Here is a 20,022-nt window from a genome sequence, read left to right on the forward strand (position 1 = left end):
AACAACTGTCCCCTGGGTAAAGCTGTGCGCTCGTCCGGCACTGAAATCTTCACTCCAAGGGATGCCGATGACCCTCACCCCCCTCAGACCAGTGGCCCGAATAGCCGTGGCCGCCGGTCTCGTCGCCGCGCTCTCCGCGGCCGGCCCGATACCCATGGCCTTCTCCGCCGACGCGCCGTCCCCGGGCTCCACCGCCCCCTCGGACGGCAGCGTCAAGTCCGCGCAGGAAAAGCTCGGTTCCGACGACGCGGACCTGCTCGCCGAGGCCAAGGCCGACGGTGACAAGAACGTCACGATGATGATCGCCACCGCCCCGGGGCAGACCGAGCAGGTCGCCGGGAAGCTGGACGCGGTCAAGGGCGGCTCGGTCGGCCGGACGTACGACAAGCTCGGTTACGTCCGCGCCACCGTCCCGACGAGCAAGGCCGACTCGGCCATCGCCGCCGCCGCGAAGCTCTCCTCCGTGCACGCCATCGACCTGCGCGAGGAGATACCGCTGGACGACCCGAGCGCGACGAGCGGCTCCAAGTCGGCGTCGGGCACGGTCAGTTATCCCGCGCCGGACAAGAACACGCCCGCCAAGAACCCGTACAACCCGTCCTTCGAGACGGGCGCCGTCGACTTCGTGAAGGACCACCCGAAGGCGGACGGCCGCGGCGTCACCATCGGCATCCTGGACTCCGGTGTCGACCTCGGTCACCCGGCACTGCAGAAGACCACGACCGGTGAGCGGAAGATCGTCGACTGGGTGACGGCGACCGACCCGATCGTCGACAGCGATGCCACCTGGCGGCCGATGGTGACCTCGGTCTCCGGCCCCACCTTCACCTACGGCGGCAAGACCTGGACGGCGCCCGCCGGGTCGTACCAGGTCAGCACCTTCAGCGAGGCCGCCACCGCGGGCGGCGACGCGAAGGGCGACGCCAACCGGGACGGGGACACCACGGACAAGTGGGGCGTCCTCTACGACGCCGCCGCCGGCACCGTCCGCGTCGACCTGAACAACAACTACGACTTCAGCGACGACGAGCCGATGAAGCCGTACAAGGACGGCTACCAGATCGGCTACTTCGGTACCGACAACCCGTCCACCGACGTCGTGGAGCGCCAGCCGTTCGTCGTGCAGATCCGCAAGGACGTGCCGATGGACCCGTTCGGCGGCGACTGGGTCGGCAAGAAGGCCGACTTCGTCAACATCGGCGTCATCGAGTCCGAGCACGGCACGCACGTCGCCGGCATCACCGCCGCCAACGGCCTGTTCGGCGGGAAGATGAACGGCGCGGCCCCGGGCGCGAAGATCGTCTCCTCCCGTGCCTGCACCTGGACCGGCGGCTGCACCAACGTCGCGCTCACCGAGGGCATGATCGACCTCGTCGTGAACCGCGGTGTCGACATCGTCAACATGTCGATCGGCGGTCTCCCGGCGCTCAACGACGGCAACAACGCGCGCTCCGAGCTGTACACGCGGCTCATCGACACCTACGGCGTGCAGCTGGTGATCTCGGCGGGCAACTCCGGCCCGGGCGCGAACACCATCGGCGACCCCGGTCTCGCCGACAAGGTGATCTCCGTCGGCGCCGGCATCTCGAAGGCGACCTGGGCGTCCAACTACGGCTCCGTCGTGGACAAGAAGTACGCGATGATGCCGTTCTCCTCCCGTGGCCCGCGTGAGGACGGCGGCTTCACGCCGACCCTCGTCGCGCCGGGTGCCGCGATCAACACCACCCAGACCTGGCTGCCGGGCTCCCCGGTCGCCGAGTCGGGCTACACGCTGCCCGCCGGCTACTCCATGCTGCAGGGCACGTCCATGGCCTCCCCGCAGGCCACGGGTGCGAGCGCGCTGCTGCTTTCGGCCGCCAAGCAGAAGCACATCGAGCTCAAGCCGGCCACCCTGCGCACGGCCCTCACCTCGACCGCCCACCACATCAAGGGCGTTCAGGCCTACGAGGAGGGCGCGGGCCGCATCGACATCGTCGACGCCTGGGACGCGATCCGCGACGGCGCCACCGCGAATGACTACACCGTGAAGGCCCCGGTCGACACCGCGCTCGACCAGGCGCTGAAGACGCCGGGCTTCGGCACCGGCCTGTACGACCGCGAGGGCGGCCTCAAGGCGGGTGACAGGAAGACGTACGACGTCACGATCACCCGGACCTCCGGTTCCGAGAAGGCTGTCTGGCACGAGCTGAGCATCGAGAACAACGCCGGTGACACCTTCCGGATCGTCGGCAAGGACTGGGTGAAGCTGCCGCTGAACCAGCCGGTCACCGTCAAGGTGCAGGCCAACCCGAGGTCCGCGGGCATCAAGAGCGCGATCCTCGACGTCGACGACCCGAGCACCGAGGGCGTCGACAAGCAGATCCTCGCCACGGTCGTGGTCTCGACGCCGGTGAAGTACACCTTCACGGCCTCGAACACGGTGCAGCGCAACAGCACGCAGTCGTACTTCGTGACCGTGCCCGAGGGCGCCAAGTCCCTGGAGGTCGCCATCGGCGGGCTGCAGGACAAGAGCCAGACCCGGTTCATCGCCATCCACCCGTACGGCACTCCGGTCGACAACACCTCCACCCCGAACTGCTACAACAACTACCTCGACGGCAACGGCTGCAAGCCCGACGTGCGTTCGTACGCGGACCCGCAGGCCGGCGTCTGGGAGATCGAGGTCGAGTCGCGCCGTACCTCGCCGCTGCTCGACAACCCGTACAAGCTGGACGTCGCCGTCCTCGGCGCGGTCTTCGACCCGCAGACCGTGACCGTCCCCGAGGCCAAGGTCGGCACCCCGGCCGCCGTCTCCTGGAAGGTGACGAACAAGCTCGCCGCGCTCGACGGCAAGCTGGTCGGCGGCCCGCTCGGCTCGTCCAAGACGGCCCGCCCGACCATCAAGCAGGGCGAGACGCAGACCACCACGGTCGAGGTGCCCGCGGGCGCCAAGTCGCTGGACGTCGCGATCGGCAACGTCTCCGACGCATCCGCCGACCTCGACCTGGTGGTGAAGAACGCGGCCGGCACGGTCGTCGGCCAGTCCGCCGACGGCGACTCGGAGGAGGCCGTCTCGGTCGCCAACCCGGCCGCCGGCACGTACACCATCGAGGTCGCGGGCTACTCGGTCCCGTCCGGCTCCACGGCGTACGACTACCGGGACGTCTTCTTCTCCGCGTCCCTGGGCGCCGTCACCGTCGACGACTCCGCGCCGGTCAAGCTCGGCACGGGCGACTCGGCGACCGTCTCCGGCAGCGTCACCGCCGCGGCGGCCGCCCCGGAGGGCCGTGAGTTCTTCGGCCAGGTCCAGCTGGTGAACGCACGCGGCACGGCCGCGGGCACCGGCAGCGTGAAGATCGAGAAGGTCACTCCGTAGCCGGTGGTACGGCGGTGAGGGCGGGCGTCCGTAAGGGCGCCCGCCCTTTCCCGTCAGCGGGAGACGTCAGCAGGTGGCCCCGGCCGATTCGGGCAGGGCTCGGGTGAGCCCGGCGCGTTCACGGGCGATCGACTTCTCGCCGACGATCACCTGGTCCGGGACGGCGGACCGCGGTGGCACGGACACCAGGATGTGGTCGCCCTTGTGGAGCGCCTTGCTCAGGGTCTCCTCCTCGATCACCAGGGTGATCTCCTTCCTGGACTTCTCGGGCTTGTACGAGCGGGTCACGTCCAGGGTGATCCGATCCTGCCCGGCGGCCTTGGACACCGGGTCCACCGCCGTCACCTCGCCCTCGGCGACCAGGCCGGTGCAGGCGAGGTAGCCGGGGCTGGAGAAGGCGGAGCCGGCCTCGGCGTTGCGGTCCGCCTTGGAGGCCGAGTCGGCGCTGCCGCCCGACATGGTGTCGACACCACTGTTGGCCTGCACGAGCAGCCAGCCCAGCCCCGACAGCACGGTCGCGACGGCGGCCACGGCGAGCGAGCCGAAGGCGAACCTGCGCGCCGGGCGCCAGTCCCGCGGCGCCCGTACGGCGGCGGGCCTCCGCTCCGGCCGCGGCTCCTCGGCCAGCGCGTCCGCGATGATCCCGAGCTGCTGCCGCAGCAGTGCCACATCGGCCGTCGCCCTGCGGTGCTCGGCCGCGAAGGCGGCGTCCGTGCGGGCCTCCTCCGGCAGCTCCTCGCCGGTGATCGCGGCCATCAGCGCATCGACGCCGTTGTGTTCGGCGGTCATCTCACACCACCTCGTCCTCGTGCAGGCGGGCGCGCAGTGCCCGGACCGCCGTGTGCAGCCTGCTCTTGACCGTGCCCTCCGGGATGCCGAGCTCGTCGGCTATCGAGCGGACGGGCAGGTCGGCGTAGAAACGCAGGACGAGGACCTGGCGCTGGGAGTCCGGGAGCTCGTCGAGGCCCTGGGCGACGGCCAGGGAGAGCACGCTGGTGTCCTCTCCCGAAGGGTGCTCCAGCTGGCGCAGGGAGGCGAGGCGCTCGCCGATCCGCTCCTGGCGGCGCTTGGCCCGGTGCCAGTCCATGGCCAGGTTGGAGGCGACGACGGCCGCCCATGCGGAGACGTCGCGCGGGGTCTCGTACCCCTTCGCCGCCCGCTCCAGCAGCCGCAGACGGACCTGCTGCACCCCGTCCGGCAGGTCCGTCTGCGGCACCCCGCCCAGTGCGAGCACCGCCCGCACCCGGCGTTCCTGAGCCGCGTCCAGAGGATCGCCATGATCGTCCCCCTGGCCACGGCGGGCCTTTCTGCGCAGCACAAGCCACCCCCTCACCGCGTTTCCTCTACGACGCCGCAGCGCCCGGAAACGTTCGGCCGATCCCGGAGAAAATCGTCCAGAGGTGTACGTCACACCGTCCGGCAGTCCACTCCTCGGGCATGGAGCGCAAAGAATTGGACAGGCGGACCCCGGTCGGCCGCATGATGGAAAAGCCGCAGACATGCACGTACACGTGGAACGCACACAGAGGGAGTCGCTGTGAGGGTCGGAATCGTCGGAGCCACCGGACAGGTCGGCACGGTCATGCGCAGGATCCTCACGGAGCGGAACTTCCCCGTCACCCAGCTGCGCCTGTTCGCCTCCGCGCGCTCGGCGGGCTCGGTCCTGGACGGCGTGACCGTGGAGGACGCGGCGACGGCCGACTACTCCGGCCTGGACATCGTGCTGTTCTCGGCGGGCGGCGCGACCTCCAAGGCGCTGGCCGAGAAGGTCGCCGCGCAGGGCCCCGTCGTGATCGACAACTCCTCGGCCTGGCGCAAGGACCCGGAGGTCCCGCTGGTCGTCTCCGAGGTGAACCCGCATGCGATCGCGGACCGCCCCAAGGGCATCATCGCCAACCCGAACTGCACGACGATGGCCGCGATGCCGGTCCTGAAGGTGCTGCACGCGGAGGCGGGCCTCCAGGCGCTGGTCGTCGCCACCTACCAGGCGGTGTCCGGCTCGGGTCTCGCGGGCGTCGCTGAGCTGCACGGCCAGGTGCAGAAGGTCGTCGCCGACGCCGACAAGCTCACCCACGACGGCGGCGCGGTCGACTTCCCGGAGCCCGGCGTCTACAAGCGCCCCATCGCCTTCAACGTCCTCCCCTTCGCGGGCAACCTCGTCGAGGACGGTCTGAACGAGACGGACGAGGAGCAGAAGCTCCGCAACGAGTCCCGCAAGATCCTGGAGATCCCCGAGCTCAAGGTCTCCGGCACCTGCGTCCGCGTCCCGGTCTTCTCGGGCCACTCCCTGCAGGTCAACGCCCGCTTCGCCCGCCCGATCTCCCCGGAGCGCGCCACGGAGCTGCTGGCGGGCGCCCCAGGCGTCGCGCTCTCCGACATCCCGACCCCCCTCCAGGCCGCCGGCCAGGACCCGTCCTACGTCGGCCGCATCCGCCGCGACGAGACGGTGGACAACGGCCTGGCCCTGTTCATCTCCAACGACAACCTCCGCAAGGGCGCGGCGCTCAACGCCGTGCAGATCGCGGAGCTGGTGGCTGCGGAGCTGAAGGCCAAGGCCTCCTGACCTCGTAGAGGAAACAGCCGTACTCGACGGCCCGGACGTGGACGAGCGCCACTTCCGGGTCGTCGAACGCGTTACGGAAGGCTTCGTCGTCGGGCGCCGCGACCAGCTGCCCGCCCAGGATGTGCCCCTCGGCGGAGTAGCGGCGGACCGTGCGGTGGGCATCGTCGAAGGGGTGGCGGTCGCCGTCGGGTCCCGGGCACTCGTCCGCGTGGATGAAAACCGGCCCCTGCTCGTCGTAGGCCCCGGGCACGGCGCCCGTCTCGGCCGCCCACCGGCGCAGGGGCGCGTACGACACGAGGGCGATCCGCTCCCCCGGCTCGCTCCGGCGCAGACAGCAGCGCAGCGGGGCGCCGCCCTCGTCGTCGGCCACGGGGACCATCGGACGGCCCGCGTCGTCGGCGGTGCGGAGCTCCTTGAGGACGGACGGGGCGATGGGTCGTGCGGTGTACGTCGTCATGTCTCCAGGCTGACGCGGGCAAAGCCTCCTGACCGGCGGAAATCGGACGTGGCGGTCCGCTGCTGCCGACCGGTTGATCCATCGGGAAAACCCTCGTCGCCCTCCTCACGGTCCCGTGGAAGGATGGCTGAACCGACACATGACGAGGAGATGACCGCGTGCCTGGCACAAACCTGACTCGCGAAGAGGCGCAGCAGCGGGCGAAGCTGCTCAGCGTTGACTCGTACGAGATCGATCTCGACCTCTCCGGCGCGCAAGAGGGCGGCACCTACCGGTCCGTGACGACGGTGCGTTTCGACGTGGCCGAAAACGGTGCGGAGTCCTTCATCGACCTGGTGGCCCCGACCGTCCACGAGGTGACGCTCAACGGCGACGCCCTCGACCCCGCCGAGGTCTTCCAGGACTCGCGGATCGCCCTTCCGGGGCTGCTGCAGGGGCGGAACATCCTGCGTGTGGTCGCCGACTGCGCGTACACCAACACCGGTGAGGGACTGCACCGCTTCGTCGACCCCGTCGACCAACAGGCCTACCTCTACACCCAGTTCGAGGTCCCGGACGCCCGCCGCGTGTTCGCGTCGTTCGAGCAGCCCGACCTCAAGGCGACCTTCCAGTTCACGGTGAAGGCGCCCTCCGGCTGGACCGTCATCTCCAACTCGCCGACGCCGGAACCCAAGGACGACACCTGGGTCTTCGAGCCGACGCCGCGGATCTCCTCGTACATCACGGCGCTCATCGTCGGCCCGTACCACAGCGTCCACAGCGTGTACGAGAAGGACGGGCAGTCCGTGCCGCTGGGCATCTACTGCCGGCCCTCGCTCGCCGAGTTCCTCGACTCCGACGCGATCTTCGAGGTCACCCGGCAGGGCTTCGAGTGGTTCCAGGAGAAGTTCGACTACGCGTACCCGTTCAAGAAGTACGACCAGCTGTTCGTGCCGGAGTTCAACGCGGGCGCGATGGAGAACGCGGGTGCGGTGACCATCCGGGACCAGTACGTGTTCCGCTCCAAGGTCACCGACGCCTCGTACGAGCTGCGCGCGGAGACCATCCTGCACGAGCTGGCCCACATGTGGTTCGGCGACCTGGTCACCATGGAGTGGTGGAACGACCTGTGGCTGAACGAGTCGTTCGCCACGTACACCTCCATCGCCTGCCAGGCGTACCACCCCGCCTCGCGCTGGCCGCACTCCTGGACGACCTTCGCCAACTCCATGAAGACGTGGGCCTACCGGCAGGACCAGCTGCCCTCCACCCACCCGATCATGGCCGAGATCCGCGATCTCGACGACGTGCTGGTGAACTTCGACGGCATCACCTACGCCAAGGGCGCCAGCGTCCTGAAGCAGCTCGTCGCCTACGTCGGCATGGACGAGTTCTTCGGTGGTGTGCAGGCGTACTTCAAGCGGCACGCGTACGGCAACACGCGCCTGTCCGACCTGCTGGGCGCGCTGGAGGAGACCTCCGGCCGCGACCTGAAGAACTGGTCGGAGAAATGGCTCCGGACGGCGGGCATCAACGTCCTCCGTCCCGAGATCGAGACGGACGCCGCCGGCGTCGTCACCTCCTTCGCCATCCGCCAGGAGGCCCCCGCGCTCCCCGCCGGCGCGAAGGGCGAGCCCACGCTCCGCCCGCACCGCATCGCCGTCGGTCTGTACGAACTCGACGACGACAGCGGCAAGCTGGTCCGCGACGAGCGCATCGAGCTGGACGTCGACGGCGAGCTGACCGCCGTACCGCAGCTGGTGGGCAGGCGCCGCCCGGCCGTCGTCCTGCTCAACGACGACGACCTGTCGTACGCCAAGGTCCGCCTCGACGAGGAGTCCCTGGCGTTCGTCACCGAGCACCTGGGCGACTTCGAGTCCTCGCTCCCCCGTGCCCTGTGCTGGGCCTCCGCCTGGGACATGACGCGGGACGCGGAGCTCGCGACCCGCGACTACCTCTCGCTGGTCCTGTCGGGCATCGGCAAGGAGTCCGACATCGGTGTCGTGCAGTCGCTGCACCGCCAGGTGAAGCTGGCGATCGACCTGTACGCCGACCCGGCCGCCCGCGAGGCCCTGCTCACCCGCTGGACCGACGCCACGCTGGCCCATCTGCGCGCGGCCGAGCCGAGCAGCGACCACCAGCTGGCCTGGGCGCGGGCGTTCGCGGCGACCGCCAGGACGCCGGAGCAGCTGGACCTGCTGGAGGCCCTGCTCGACGGTTCGCAGACGATCGAGGGTCTGGTCGTCGACACCGAGCTGCGCTGGGCGTTCGTGCAGCGGCTCGCCGCGGTGGGCCGCTACGACGAGTCGGAGATCGCCGGCGAGTACGAGCGCGACAAGACGGCCGCGGGTGAGCGCCACGCGGCCAGCGCCCGTGCCGCGCGGCCGACCGCGGAGGCGAAGGCGGAGGCCTGGGCGCAGGTCGTCGAGTCCGACAAGCTGCCGAACGCCGTCCAGGAGGCGGTCATCGGCGGCTTCGTCCAGACCGACCAGCGCGAGCTGCTCGCCCCGTACACCGAGAAGTACTTCGAGGTGGTCAAGGGCATCTGGGACTCCCGCTCGCACGAGATCGCCCAGCAGATCGCGGTCGGTCTCTACCCGTCCGTACAGGTGTCGCAGGAGACCCTGGACAGGACGGACGCCTGGCTCTCCGCCGCCGAGCCCAGCGCGGCCCTGCGCCGCCTGGTGTCCGAGTCCCGCTCGGGCGTGGAGCGCGCCCTGAGGGCGCAGGCCGCGGACGCGCAGGCGTAGTCGCTCGGGAGTACGAGAACGAGGGCGCCCGGTGCCGCACCGGGCGCCCTTCGCCTGTCGTCACCGCGGGACCATCCCACCCGTCACGTTGACGAACGTGCCGGTGATGCCGCCCGCGTGGTCCGAGGCCAGGAAGACCGCCGTGGCGGCGACCTCGGCGAGGGTGGGGTTGCGGTGTGTCATGCGCATCCCGGCGAGGTGGTCGACGATGCCCTGGACGGCGGCTTCGTCGATGGCCGGGTTGACCGCGGAGAGTTTCTCGACGGTGAAGGTCTCGGGCACCCCGGCCGCCCACAGCCCGACGGCCCGCACCCCGCGTGGACCGCACTCCACCGCCAGGTTGCGTACGAGTGTGTCGATGGCGGCGTCGGCGGGCCCCGTGCCGCCCATCATCGGACTGCCGTGCGCGGAGCCGCTGTTGAGGGTGAGGATCACGCCGGAGCCGCGCTCGGCCATCCGGCGGGCGGCGCCGCGGGCGGTGATGAAGTTGGCGCGGACTCCGCCCAGCACGGGCCGCATGAAGTCGTCCACGGGCATGTCGGTGAGCGGGGCGCCCTGCACATCGCCGCGTGTGACGAGGTTGAACGAGATGTCGACGTCACCGACGCCCGCGAGGTGTTCTTCGACGGCCGCCTCGTCGAGCGCGTCCACGACGGCGACCTCGGCGTCCTTGATGTCGGCGGCCACGGCCTCCAGCGTCTTGCGAGTCCGTCCGACCAGGTGGACGCGTGCGCCCTCGGCGGCGAAGGCGCGGGCGACAGCTCCGCCGATGGATCCGCCGGCGCCGTAGATGATCGCGGTCTTGTCGGTGAGCAGCATGGTGATCTCCTCGGGAAGGGTGTTCCGTATCGGTCGGTCATACAGACGCACGGCCGCCCGATCACTCATCGGTCGTCACAGCCGCAGCGGCAGCCCGAAGGCCGGGAACAGATGCGGCTCGAAGGACGTGATCTCCACGATCCGGTCGTCGGCGTCGAAGCGGAGCACGTCGAGGACCTGGGCGCGGTGGACCTGCGTACCGGGCCTGCGGACGTAACCGCCCGCCGCGAGCTGCCCGTTGGCGCGGGCGGGCAGGTGGCGCCAGTGGCCGAAGAACATGGGGGACGCCGGGTCGAGGGTGGGGCGCAGGAACTCGACGAGGGCGTCGCGGCCGGTGAACCAGAACGGGTTGGGCGGCATGGTGAGCGTGACGTCCTTGCTGAGCAGGTCGGTCATCGCGGCGAAGTCGAGCTGCTCGGCGGCGGTCATGTACCGCTGCAGGACGGCGCGTTGGGCCTCGGTCGGCTCGCCCGCACTCCACTGCGCGCGCTGCCCGGGCAGGTGGTCGCGGAGGGTGGGGCGGGCGCGCTGCAGGGCGCTGTTGGCGGAGGCCACGGTCAGGTCGAGGGCCTCGGCGGTCTCGGCGGCGGTGAGGCCCAGCACGTCCCGCAGGATCAGCACGGCCCGCTGGCGGGGCGGGAGGTGCTGGATGGCGGCGAGGAAGACCAGCTCAAGGGTCTCGCGGGAGACGGCGGCGACGTCCGGCCGGTCCTCCTCGGCGGTGGGCAGTTCGTCGTCGGGATAGGGCTGCAGCCAGGTGATGCGGGCGGGGGCCTCGCCGGTGCCGTGGTTCATGCCGGGGATCGGCTCGTAGCGCTGCGGGCGGCGGGCGGTGCGGCGCTGGAAGTCCAGGCAGGCGTTGGTGGCGATGCGGTACAGCCAGGTGCGGGCACCGGCGCGCCCCTCGAAGGACTCCCGGGCCCGCCAGGCCCGCAGGAACGTCTCCTGCACGAGGTCCTCGGCGTCGTCGTAGGAGCCCGTCATGCGGTAGCAGTGGACGTGGATCTCCCGGCGGTGGGACTCGGTGAGGGCGGCGAAGTCGGCTTCGGTGAGGAGGATTTCCGTAACGGCTTTCGCTGTTACGGAAGGCTCTGTCGGCCGCTGGGGTTCCTTCGCGGTGTCCCGGGCGGTCCGGGCGACCCGCCGCAACCGCGCCACGGCGGCCGACAGATCGGCCACCCCGGAGTACAGGACGGACGGCGGCTGCGGCGTGAGTTCCTTGACCTGCCGCCCGATGTCGTCGATCAGTCCCTGCACGCTGGCCCCCGTCCCGGCCCCCTGCCGCTCCCGGTACGCCTTCTGCCGGCACGCGGCCGAGCAGTACACGGAGCTACGACCGGTGCGGCCCGCCCGCGCGGGAAGCGGTTTGCCACAGTTGGCACAGCTGTCGGCGACCACGGGCACCTCCGGGGTGGTGAAGGCCTTGCGTCACACGAGGACGCTGTGACGCTATCGCGATACGGGGGCCCGAGGGGGCCTGCGGTCATACCGCTTCGGACGGCCTGGTGAGGCGGGCGCGCGCGACCTTGCGGAACGCGGGCACCAGACGGCTGCGGTCGCCGGCGCGGGTGGCGAGAACGACCCACCGATCACGCCGACCCCGGTGGCGACAGCGGCCGACCCGTCGCGCCGACCCCGACGCCCCGGTGAGGCAGGCGCGCCACCCCGCGAACGCGAACACCAGCCGACTGCGGTCACCGGCCCGACCGGCGAGAGCAACCCACCGGTCACGCCGTCTCCGACGCCCCAGTGAGGTAGGCGCGCGCCACCTTGCGGAACGCGGACACCAGGCGGCTGCGGTCGCCGGCGCGGGTGGCGAGGGCGACCTGGCTGGGCTCGACGCCGTGCAGCGGGACGGCGGTGACGTCGGGGCGGAGGGGGGCGCCGGGCTGGTAGGCCGTGACGACCAGGGCCTCCCCGGCGGCGACGACCTCGAACTTGTCCTCCAGGTCCAGGATCTCGGGGCCGTCGGGCACGGGGCGGCCGTCCGGCCGGGGTTCGAGGCGCCAGAAGGACGCCCAGGCCGGGTCGGCGCCGGTGATCCGGGGCATCGGTTCGCCCGCGATGTCGTCGAGGGTGACGGACTCCTTGCCGGCCAGGCGGTGGTCGACGGGGACCACCACGGCCCTTGGCTCGTCGTAGAGGACGGTCACCTCCAACTGGTCGGTGGCGAAGGGCAGTCGGGTCACCACGGCGTCCACCCGGCGTTCGAGCAGGGCGGCGCGCGCGCCGTCCCAGCGCAGATGCCGGCTGCGTACGTCGGCGTCCGGATGCCGGCGCCGCAGCTCGCGCACGGCCGCGGTGACGATCAGGCCGCTGGTGAAGCCGACGGTGAACCGGCTGGGCTCGGCGGCGGCCCGGGCCTCGGCCGCGGCCTGCTCGGCGGCGCGCAGCAGCGCCCGCGCGCGGGTCAGGAACACCTCGCCGGCCTCGGTGAGCCGGGTGCCGCGCGGGGTGCGGTCCAGCAGCCGGGCGCCGAGCTGGTGTTCCAGGGCCGCGATCTGCCGGCTCAGGGACGGCTGGGTGATGTGCAGGGCCTCGGCGGCACGCCCGAAGTGGCGGTGCTCGGCCACGGCGGTGAAGTACCGGACCAGACGGAGGTCGAGGTCAGCCATGCCATACAGCCTACTCATCTGCGGTGATACCCGAACCGTATTGCTCCATGCGGAACAGGCTTTGGACGCGGCCACCGCCCCCTCCGGAGGATGGAGGCACCTCCACTCACCACCCTCGAAGGGCTGCACCATGCGCGTATTCGTCACGGGCGCGACCGGTTTCATCGGCTCCGCGGTCGTCCGCGAACTCCTCGATGCCGAGCATCAGGTCACGGGTCTGGCCCGCTCGGACTCCTCCGCCGCGGCTCTGACGGCCGCGGGGGCCGGAGTGCGGCGCGGTTCGCTGGAGGACCTGGACAGCCTGCGCCAAGGGGCGGCCGCGGCCGACGCCGTCGCCCACCTCGCATTCATCCACGACTTCTCGGCCGACTTCGACTTCGCCGCCGCCTGCGCGGCCGACCTGCGGGCCATCGAGGCGATCGGGGCGACGCTGGAGGGCTCGGACAAGCCTTTCGTGATGTCCTCGGGCACGGCACTGCTGCAGCCGGGCCGGGTCAACACCGAGGAGGACACAGCCCCGCCGGAGTCGTTCGGGGCGGTCCGGGCGCGGAACGAGGACGCGGCCGTCGCGCTGGCCGACCGCCGGGTCAGGTCGGCGGCCGTCCGGTTCTCCCCGACCGTGCACGGCCACGGGGACAAGGGCTTCGTCTCGACGCTGATCGCCATCGCCCGCGAGAAGGGCTTCGCGGCCTACATCGGTGACGGCGCCAACCGCTGGCCCGCCGTGCACCGCACGGACGCGGCACGTCTGGTCCGCCTCGCCCTGGAGTCGGCGCCCGCGGGCGCCCGTCTGCACGCTGTGGCCGACGAGGGCGTCCCGTTCCGCGACATCGCCGCCGTCATCGGCCGCCACCTGGACGTCCCGGTCAGGAGCATCACCACCGAGGAGGCACCCGCCCACTTCGGCTGGCTGGCCAACGTCGTCGGCCTCGACGTACCGGCCTCGAACACGCTGACCCGCAAGTGGCTGGGGTGGGAGCCGACGGGTGCCGGCCTGATCGAGGACCTGGAGGAGGGGCACTACTTCAGCGCCTGACGGCCTACGGCCCCTGGGCGAGCTCCCCCGCCACCTCTCGCAGCATCCCGAGCACCCGCCCCACGGCCGCCGCTTCCCCGGCCCCGTTCCGTACGGCCGCCACCACGTGCCGTCGGGGCCGGTCCTGAGTCAGTTCCCGCATCGCGACCCCCTCCCTCGCCACGACCGCCATGCGCGGCACCAGCGCCACCCCCATCCCGGCCTCGACCATCGCCAGGATCGCCGTCCACCCGGCTGCCGAATGGCCCTGCACGGGACTGAACCCCGCCGCCTCGCAGGCCCCGCGGGTGATGTCCGACCAGGGCCCGCTGCCGCCGAAGATCCACGGCTCCCCGGCGAGGTCGGCCAGCCGCAGCCTCTCGGCGGCGGCGAGCGGGTGGTCACGGGGCAGGGCGAGGTCGAGGGGGTCAGCGAGCAGCGGGACGCGGGTGAAGCGGGGGTCGGCGGCGGTCGGGGCCTGGGCGGCGAGGGAGAGCGCGAGGTCGACGTCCCCGGCGGCCAGCAGCTCGTACGCCTCCCCCGCCTCCGCCTCCCGCACCCGTACGGTCACTCCGGGGTGCCGGGTCCGCAGCGCCCGTACCGCGGGCACGACCAGCGCGGGTACGGCCGTGGAGAAGGCACCGACCCGCACCTCGCCGACCTCGCCCTGCGTATAGGCCGCCAACTCGGCGTCGGCGCGCTCCAGTTGCTCGAACACGGCCTCCGCGTGCCGCAGCACCAGCCGCGCCGCGTCCGTCAGCCGCACCCGCCGCCCCTGCGCCTCCAGCAGCGGCACCCCGAGTTGCCTGGCCAGGTTGGTCAGCTGCTGGGACACCGCGGACGGCGTCATCCGCAGCGCCTCGGCGGTCGCGGTGACCGTCTCCCGCTCCCTGAGCGTCCGCAGGATCTGCAGCTTCCGGATGTCCCACTCGACCATGGCGGCAACCTATCCGGAGGCGCCGAGCATGACCCCGCCGAGGATCAGCGCCATGCACAGCAGCTGCTCCCGGCCCACCCGTTCGCCGAGCACGGCCCAGGACAACAGGGCCACGCACACCGGCTGGAGGTGGTAGACGACACCCGCGCGGGCCGCGCCGACCAGGGCGATCGCCTTGTTCCAGGCGAAGAAGGCGAGAGCGGAGGAGGCGATACCGACGTAGAGGAGCGGGAGGACGGTGGCGGGGGTCGGTGTGAAGCCGCCTTGAACCGTCACGCTCACGGTCTGGGCGGGCAGCAGCATCGCCGTACCGAGCAGGAAGGTGGTGAACAGGAACGCCGTACCGCCGAGTTCGGCCGGTCGCCGCCGCAGCAGCGCACTGTAGGACCCGAAGCAGCAGGCGGCGGCGACCATCCAGAGGTCACCGGAGGCGAGGCCCTTCGCCCCGCCGACCAGGAGCACCACCCCCAGGCATGCCATCAGCAACCCGGCGACCCGGCGCCCGCCCGGCCGTACGCCTCCTGCCCGCTCGAACACCGCCATCAGCACCGGTGATGCGGCCATGATCATGCCCATGTTGGCGGCCGGGGAGGTCAACCCCGCCTGGTTCACGAGGGTGTTGTAGGCCGCGACCCCGAGGAGCGAGGCAAGCAGCACGAACCCGAGGTGACGGCGTATCAACTCCCGCTGCCGCCAAGCCTGTCGCGCCCCGAAGGGGGCCACGGCCACCAACGCGACCACCCACCGCCAGAACGCCTGCTGCACCGGCGGCACGCTGTCGTGCAGCGCCCGTGAGGTGACGAAGCTGCCGGACCAGACGACGGTGGCGAGGGCGGCCAGGGCGAGCCCGCGGAGCGAGCGGGTGGAGAGGGTGGGGGCGGTCCGGTCGAGGGCGACGGCCACGGAGGTCCTTTCGGCGATGGGTGATCTCGGTGGATCTACCGTCGCGGGGACACACCTGTCAGGTCCATCGAATCTTTTCGACAGTTCATTTCAGCAGAACTGAACGATTGACGGCGAGCGGACCTTGTCACCTGCCCCGCCACCGTCGCGCCGAACGCCAGCGCCATGCCCGCGAGCTGCACCGGTGTGAGCGCCTGACCGAGCGCCGCCCAGCCGACCACCGCCGCGGTCAGCGGGGAGAGCGGGCCGAGGAAGGTGGCCTGGGTGGCGGTGAGGCGACCGATGCCGCGGAACCAGAGCCAGTAGGCGACGGCGGTGTTGGCGAGGGCGAGGTACAGGTAGCCGCCGACCGCTCGGGCGTCCAGGGCGGGCGGGGCGCCCTCGACGAGGAGGGCGAGCGGGGCGATGAGCAGCCCGCCGGCCGTCAGCTGCCAGCCGGTGAGGGCGAGCGGACCCACACCCTCCGGGCGCCCCCACTTCTTGGTCAGCACCGTGCCGGTGGACATCGACGCGGTCGAGGCGAGGGCGGCCAGCACACCGACGGGGTCGAGCGCCCCGGCCGCCTTCAGCACGACGAGGCTGACGCCGAACGCCGCCACGACCCCGGCGAGCAGCGCCCGCCCCGTCGGCCGCTGCCCGAGCAGCAGCGCCGACAGCCCGACCACGAACAGCGGCCCGACCGAGCCGACGACGGCCGCCATGCCGCCGGGCAGCCGGTACGCGGACAGGAACAGCAATGGGAAGAAGGCCCCGATGTTCAGCGCACCGAGCACGGCCGCCTTCCACCACCAGGCACCGCGCGGCAGCACCCGGGCGACGGCCAGCAGCAGCAGACCGGCGGGCAGGGCTCGCGCCAGAGCGGTGAACAGCGGACGGTCGGCCGGGAGGAACTGGGTGGTGACGGCGTAGGTGGTGCCCCAGGAGACGGGGGCGAGGGCGGTGAGCAGGACGGTCGCGGTCCGTTTCATGACCGGGTTCCTTCGGGGTGGCGGGAGGAGAGGGGCATGGCTTCCTCGGAGTGGCGGGAAGCGGACGGAGAGGCTTTGCGTACGACCGTCTCTGCGACCGGCCGTACCGCGTCGGCCGGCAGCCGGCGTTCCGTGCGGATCAGCAGGACGGCTGCCAGCGCCGAGGTGAGGACGAGGAGCACCCAGGGCGCCCGGCCGTCCATCGCGAGCAGCGCCGTGAACAGCGAGGGCGCCACCGCCTTCGCCAGCGACCAGGACATCTGGTACGCCGCCAGATAGCGGCCGCGCGCGGCCTCGGGCGCCGCCGACACGGCGAGGACCTCGGCGGCGGGGCTGTGGATCAGCTCGCCGAGCGTGTAGACGACGACCACGGCGACCAGGGCCCCGCCCAGCACCGGCCCGGACGCCGGGCGCAGGGTGCCCAGCGCGATCAGCCCGAGGAAAGCCACCGCGAACAGGCCCCCGCCCAGCGCCGCCGCCCGGGTTCGCCGTGCACCGGCCCTGCGCACCCGCCCGCCGACGTACACCCCGGCCGCCGCGCACAGCACCGTGTTGATCGTGAACGCGGCACCGGTGAGCGCCGCGGGCCCGTGCAGCCACTCCACGAGGAACAGCGGGAACAGCACGGACAGGGCCGAATAGTTCAGCGCGTTGAGGAAGTTGGCGCCGGTGACGACCAGGAAGGGCCGGTCGGCCAGCACGAGCCGGTAACCGGCCCCGGCCCGCCGCACCTCCGTACCGTCGGCGGCGGGCAACGGCCTCAGCGGTGTCAGCAGCAGCGCTGCGAGGGCGAAGGACAGGGCGTTGCCCCAGGCCGCGTAGGTGTAGCCGGTGGGTCCCGCGAAGGCGATGACCAGGGTGGCCAGCAGGGCACCGGCGCCGTAACCGCCGTTCTGCAGCGCCCGTGTGGCGGCCTGCAGCCGGTCCCGCCCGGCACCCCGCGCCACCTCGCCGAGGAGCGAGGACTGTACGGCGGGAAAGGCCCGGTCGGCCGCGGCCGTGACCAGCGCGACCGCGGCGAAGGCGGCGAGGGAGTCGGCGAAGGGGTAGCTGACGAAGCCGACGGCACGCACCCCGTACAGCGCGAGCTGTACGCGCCGCGCGCCGAACCGGTCGACCGCCGCGCCGGCCAGCGGCAGGGTGGCGATACCGGCGAGCCCGGTCAGGGTCAGCACCAGCCCGACGGTGGTGAAGGAGAGGCCGGTCACGTAGTGGAAGAAGACCAGCGTGAAGGGCACGTACATGCCCGTGCCGATGCCGTTGACGGCGGCGGCGACGGGCAGGGCCCACTGGCCGGGTATGCGGTCCGGTTTCTCCACGGTCGACCCCTCGGATTCGGATGCGCTCGACGACGGGCGGGAGGCAGCCCGTCGATGGTTAGCTTGGCAGTGATTAGCTTAGCGCTAAGCAACTTTCCGTCAAGCTACTTTCTTGCAAGTGACTCTGCTGTTGCGGATACTCGGGGCATGAGTGCACAGCGCAAGGACGCCGTCGACGCGATCATCGAGCAGTGGGCGGAGGTCCGACCGGACCTCGACACCAGGGCGATGGAGGTCTTCGGGCGGATCTACCGCCTCTCCCGGACCATGGGCGACCGCATGGAGAAGGCGTACGCCCCTTACGGCATCGCACGCGGCGAGTTCGACGTCCTGGCGACCCTGCGCCGCTCAGGAGAGCCGTACACCCTCTCGCCGCGCCAGCTCTCGGCGACGTTGATGCTCACCACGGGCGGCATGACCGGCCGCCTCGACAAACTGGAACGCGCCGGCCTGCTGCGCCGCTCCCCCGACCCGCACGACCGCCGCGCCCTCCAGGTGACGCTCACCGAGAAGGGGCTCACGGTCATCGACCAGGCGGTCGGCGCCGGCCTGGCCGTCCAGACGGAGGCCCTGTCCGGCATGAACGACGAACAGGCCGGCCAACTGGCCGACCTGTTGCGGGAGTTGCTGGCGGGGACACAGGAGGCCGGACACTAGCCCACGTACCGTGCCACCGCGTCCTCGATCCGCGCCGCGTCCGCCGGGTCCGCCGCCCAGGCCACGTATCCGTCGGGGCGGACCAGGACGGTGGTACGCCGGTCGCTCGCCCAGCGCTCCACGGCCAGCCGGTCCTTGCGGGTGCCCCGGTCCTCGTAGGCCTCCGGGGTGATCAGTACGAACCTGCCGCCGCGCAGGGCCTCGTAGAGGCGGCCGCTCTCCAGGGCGACGTCCGGGACGCGGGTGCCGGTGAGGCGGTGGGCGCCGCGGGGGGCGGGGTAGCGGTAGCCGATCCCGGTGATCTGGCCGACCGCCCTGCGCCGGGCCGGGCCGACGGTGTCGAGGAAGGCGGTGAGCGCGGCCCGCAGCGCCAGTTCCCAGGGGCGCTTGGCCATCGCGAGGCGGACGATGCCGCCGCTGCTGCGCAGCACGGCCGCGCCGACCGGGTGGCGTTCGGCCTGGTAGCTGTCGAGGAGGGCCGCGTCCGAATGCCCATGGACGACGGCGGCCAGCTTCCAGCTCAGGTTGGCCGCGTCCTGCAGACCGGTGTTCATGCCCTGGCCCCCGGCCGGGGTGTGGACGTGCGCGGCGTCCCCGGCGAGGAAGACGCGGCCCACCCGGTAGGCGGGCGCCTGGCGTTCGTCGCTGTGGAAGCGGGACATCCAGCGGGCGTCGTGCATGCCGTAGTCGCGGCCGAGGGCGAGCCGGGTGACCTCCTTGACCTCGTCGAGGCCGAGGGGCTCGCTGTCGGGGACGTTGCGGGCACGGTTCCAGGCGATCACGCGGTAGTAGCCGTCGCCGAAGGGTGCGAGGAAGGCGAAGGCGTCGCCGACCGCGTTGACGGTCAGCAGGTTCTCGGGCTCCTCGGCGAGGCGTACGTCCGCGAGGACGACGGAGCGGATGGCGGAGCGGCCGGGGAAGGGGAGCCCGATCGCGTCCCGCACGGCGCTGCGCATGCCGTCCGTGCCGACGACATACGCGGCCCGCAGACTGTCGGCACCCCCGCCGGGCCCGCGGACCTCGACCGTCACGCCGTCCGCGTCCTGGGCGAGCCCGGTCAGCTCGGTCTCGTACCGGAAGTCCACACCGGCCTCGACGGCGCGCCGCTCCAGGGCCTTCTCCACCTCGTACTGCGGGATGACGAGGAGGTGGTTGAAGCGGGAGTGGAGGGTCGAGAGCTCGACGGTGAGGCGTCCGAAGAGCCGGAGGCTGTCGAGGGGGCGGCCGACGGCCTCCAGACCGTCGGCGAGACCACGGGCATCGAGCTGCTCGAGGGTGCGGGCGTGCAGGACGAAGGCGCGGGAGAGATTGCTGATCTTGTGCGGGCGCTTTTCGAGGAGGGTGACGGGGACACCGGCGGTGGCGAGGTCACCGGCCAGCAGAAGACCGGCGGGACCGGAGCCGACGACGATCACGGAGCGGTCTGTGGTGCCGTTCATGATGACCTCCAGAGGCCAACGCTGGTTTGCCAACGCTCGTTGACGACAGTAGCGAGAGCCTTTGATGGGGTCAACACTTGTTGGCGAACAGAGGTTGACCTACGCCCGTTGGCGTGAACGGCAGCAACAGCAGAGACCCGTGAGAAAAACAGCGAGGGTGTCGGAGGGTGAGCAGGCGGGCGAAGACGACGGGCGACTTCCGGGGTTCGGAGCCGTAGGTGTACGCCTCCTGGAGTTCGAGAAGTG

16 protein-coding genes are annotated in these 20,022 nt (G+C 71.6%); 5 read left to right on the forward strand and 11 right to left on the reverse strand.

Annotated features, from left to right (window positions below; genetic code table 11):
• Window positions 1-67: 67 nt before the first annotated feature.
• The gene (locus ACWDAG_RS26545) at window positions 68-3,355 is read left to right on the forward strand and encodes a S8 family serine peptidase (RefSeq protein ID WP_450698062.1); all 3,288 of its coding nucleotides are present in this window, start codon (window positions 68-70) and stop codon (window positions 3,353-3,355) included.
• Between the two features lie 66 nt (window positions 3,356-3,421).
• On the opposite strand, the gene ACWDAG_RS26550 is transcribed toward ACWDAG_RS26545, so the two are convergent.
• Both ACWDAG_RS26550 and ACWDAG_RS26555 read right to left on the reverse strand, forming a co-directional pair.
• Entirely contained in the window at window positions 3,422-4,144 is a 723-nt protein-coding gene (locus ACWDAG_RS26550) for a hypothetical protein (protein ID WP_450698063.1), read from the reverse strand.
• Window position 4,145: 1 nt separating this feature from the next.
• Window positions 4,146-4,673: a sigma-70 family RNA polymerase sigma factor gene (locus ACWDAG_RS26555; protein WP_450698084.1), complete on the reverse strand. Its 528-nt coding sequence runs from the start codon at window positions 4,671-4,673 to the stop codon at window positions 4,146-4,148.
• Window positions 4,674-4,892: 219 nt separating this feature from the next.
• On the opposite strand from ACWDAG_RS26555, the gene ACWDAG_RS26560 reads away from it, so the two are divergent.
• On the forward strand, window positions 4,893-5,918 hold the full coding sequence (locus ACWDAG_RS26560) for an aspartate-semialdehyde dehydrogenase (protein WP_450698064.1): 1,026 nt from the start codon (window positions 4,893-4,895) through the stop codon (window positions 5,916-5,918).
• On the opposite strand, the gene ACWDAG_RS26565 is transcribed toward ACWDAG_RS26560, so the two are convergent.
• Window positions 5,860-6,375: a DUF1203 domain-containing protein gene (locus ACWDAG_RS26565; RefSeq protein WP_450698065.1), complete on the reverse strand. Its 516-nt coding sequence runs from the start codon at window positions 6,373-6,375 to the stop codon at window positions 5,860-5,862. The genes ACWDAG_RS26560 and ACWDAG_RS26565 overlap by 59 nt on opposite strands.
• Window positions 6,376-6,533: 158 nt before the next feature.
• Between ACWDAG_RS26565 and pepN the strand changes: the two genes are divergently transcribed.
• On the forward strand, window positions 6,534-9,104 hold the full coding sequence (pepN, locus tag ACWDAG_RS26570; protein ID WP_450698066.1) for an aminopeptidase N: 2,571 nt from the start codon (window positions 6,534-6,536) through the stop codon (window positions 9,102-9,104).
• A 60-nt stretch (window positions 9,105-9,164) separates the two neighbouring features.
• Here the strand turns inward: pepN and ACWDAG_RS26575 are convergent, their stop codons facing one another.
• From ACWDAG_RS26575 to ACWDAG_RS26585, 3 genes are all read right to left on the reverse strand, one after another.
• The gene (locus ACWDAG_RS26575; RefSeq protein ID WP_450698067.1) at window positions 9,165-9,923 is read right to left on the reverse strand and encodes an SDR family NAD(P)-dependent oxidoreductase; all 759 of its coding nucleotides are present in this window, start codon (window positions 9,921-9,923) and stop codon (window positions 9,165-9,167) included.
• Window positions 9,924-9,998: 75 nt separating this feature from the next.
• The gene (locus ACWDAG_RS26580; protein WP_450698068.1) at window positions 9,999-11,321 is read right to left on the reverse strand and encodes a sigma-70 family RNA polymerase sigma factor; all 1,323 of its coding nucleotides are present in this window, start codon (window positions 11,319-11,321) and stop codon (window positions 9,999-10,001) included.
• Between the two features lie 329 nt (window positions 11,322-11,650).
• A complete protein-coding gene (locus ACWDAG_RS26585) occupies window positions 11,651-12,538 on the reverse strand; it encodes a LysR family transcriptional regulator (protein ID WP_450698069.1) in 888 nt (295 codons plus the stop codon).
• Between the two features lie 130 nt (window positions 12,539-12,668).
• Between ACWDAG_RS26585 and ACWDAG_RS26590 the strand changes: the two genes are divergently transcribed.
• On the forward strand, window positions 12,669-13,574 hold the full coding sequence (locus ACWDAG_RS26590; protein WP_450698070.1) for an SDR family oxidoreductase: 906 nt from the start codon (window positions 12,669-12,671) through the stop codon (window positions 13,572-13,574).
• 4 nt (window positions 13,575-13,578) lie between these two features.
• Here the strand turns inward: ACWDAG_RS26590 and ACWDAG_RS26595 are convergent, their stop codons facing one another.
• The 4 genes from ACWDAG_RS26595 to ACWDAG_RS26610 are packed head-to-tail and all read right to left on the reverse strand — an operon-like array spanning window position 13,579 to window position 17,680.
• Window positions 13,579-14,490 (reverse strand): LysR substrate-binding domain-containing protein, encoded by a 912-nt coding sequence (locus ACWDAG_RS26595; RefSeq protein WP_450698071.1) that lies wholly within the window; start codon window positions 14,488-14,490, stop codon window positions 13,579-13,581.
• Window positions 14,491-14,499: 9 nt separating this feature from the next.
• Window positions 14,500-15,393 carry a DMT family transporter gene (locus ACWDAG_RS26600; RefSeq protein ID WP_450698072.1) on the reverse strand — a complete coding sequence of 298 codons (894 nt, stop codon included), beginning with the start codon at window positions 15,391-15,393 and terminating at the stop codon, window positions 14,500-14,502.
• Between the two features lie 35 nt (window positions 15,394-15,428).
• Window positions 15,429-16,361 carry an EamA family transporter gene (locus ACWDAG_RS26605; RefSeq protein WP_450698073.1) on the reverse strand — a complete coding sequence of 311 codons (933 nt, stop codon included), beginning with the start codon at window positions 16,359-16,361 and terminating at the stop codon, window positions 15,429-15,431.
• Window positions 16,358-17,680, reverse strand: coding sequence for an MFS transporter (locus ACWDAG_RS26610; protein ID WP_450698074.1), 1,323 nt, complete (start codon window positions 17,678-17,680; stop codon window positions 16,358-16,360). The genes ACWDAG_RS26605 and ACWDAG_RS26610 overlap by 4 nt, the downstream gene beginning before the upstream one ends.
• A gap of 147 nt (window positions 17,681-17,827) precedes the next feature.
• Here ACWDAG_RS26610 and ACWDAG_RS26615 point away from each other — a divergent pair, with 147 nt between their 5' ends.
• Window positions 17,828-18,337, forward strand: a complete 510-nt coding sequence (locus ACWDAG_RS26615) for a MarR family winged helix-turn-helix transcriptional regulator (protein WP_450698075.1) — start codon at window positions 17,828-17,830, stop codon at window positions 18,335-18,337.
• Here ACWDAG_RS26615 and ACWDAG_RS26620 read toward each other — a convergent pair.
• Window positions 18,334-19,776: an FAD-dependent monooxygenase gene (locus tag ACWDAG_RS26620; protein WP_450698076.1), complete on the reverse strand. Its 1,443-nt coding sequence runs from the start codon at window positions 19,774-19,776 to the stop codon at window positions 18,334-18,336. The two genes, ACWDAG_RS26615 and ACWDAG_RS26620, sit on opposite strands and share 4 nt — an antisense overlap.
• Window positions 19,777-20,022: the final 246 nt, after the last annotated feature.

The organism is Streptomyces sp. NPDC001157 (assembly GCF_053598255.1).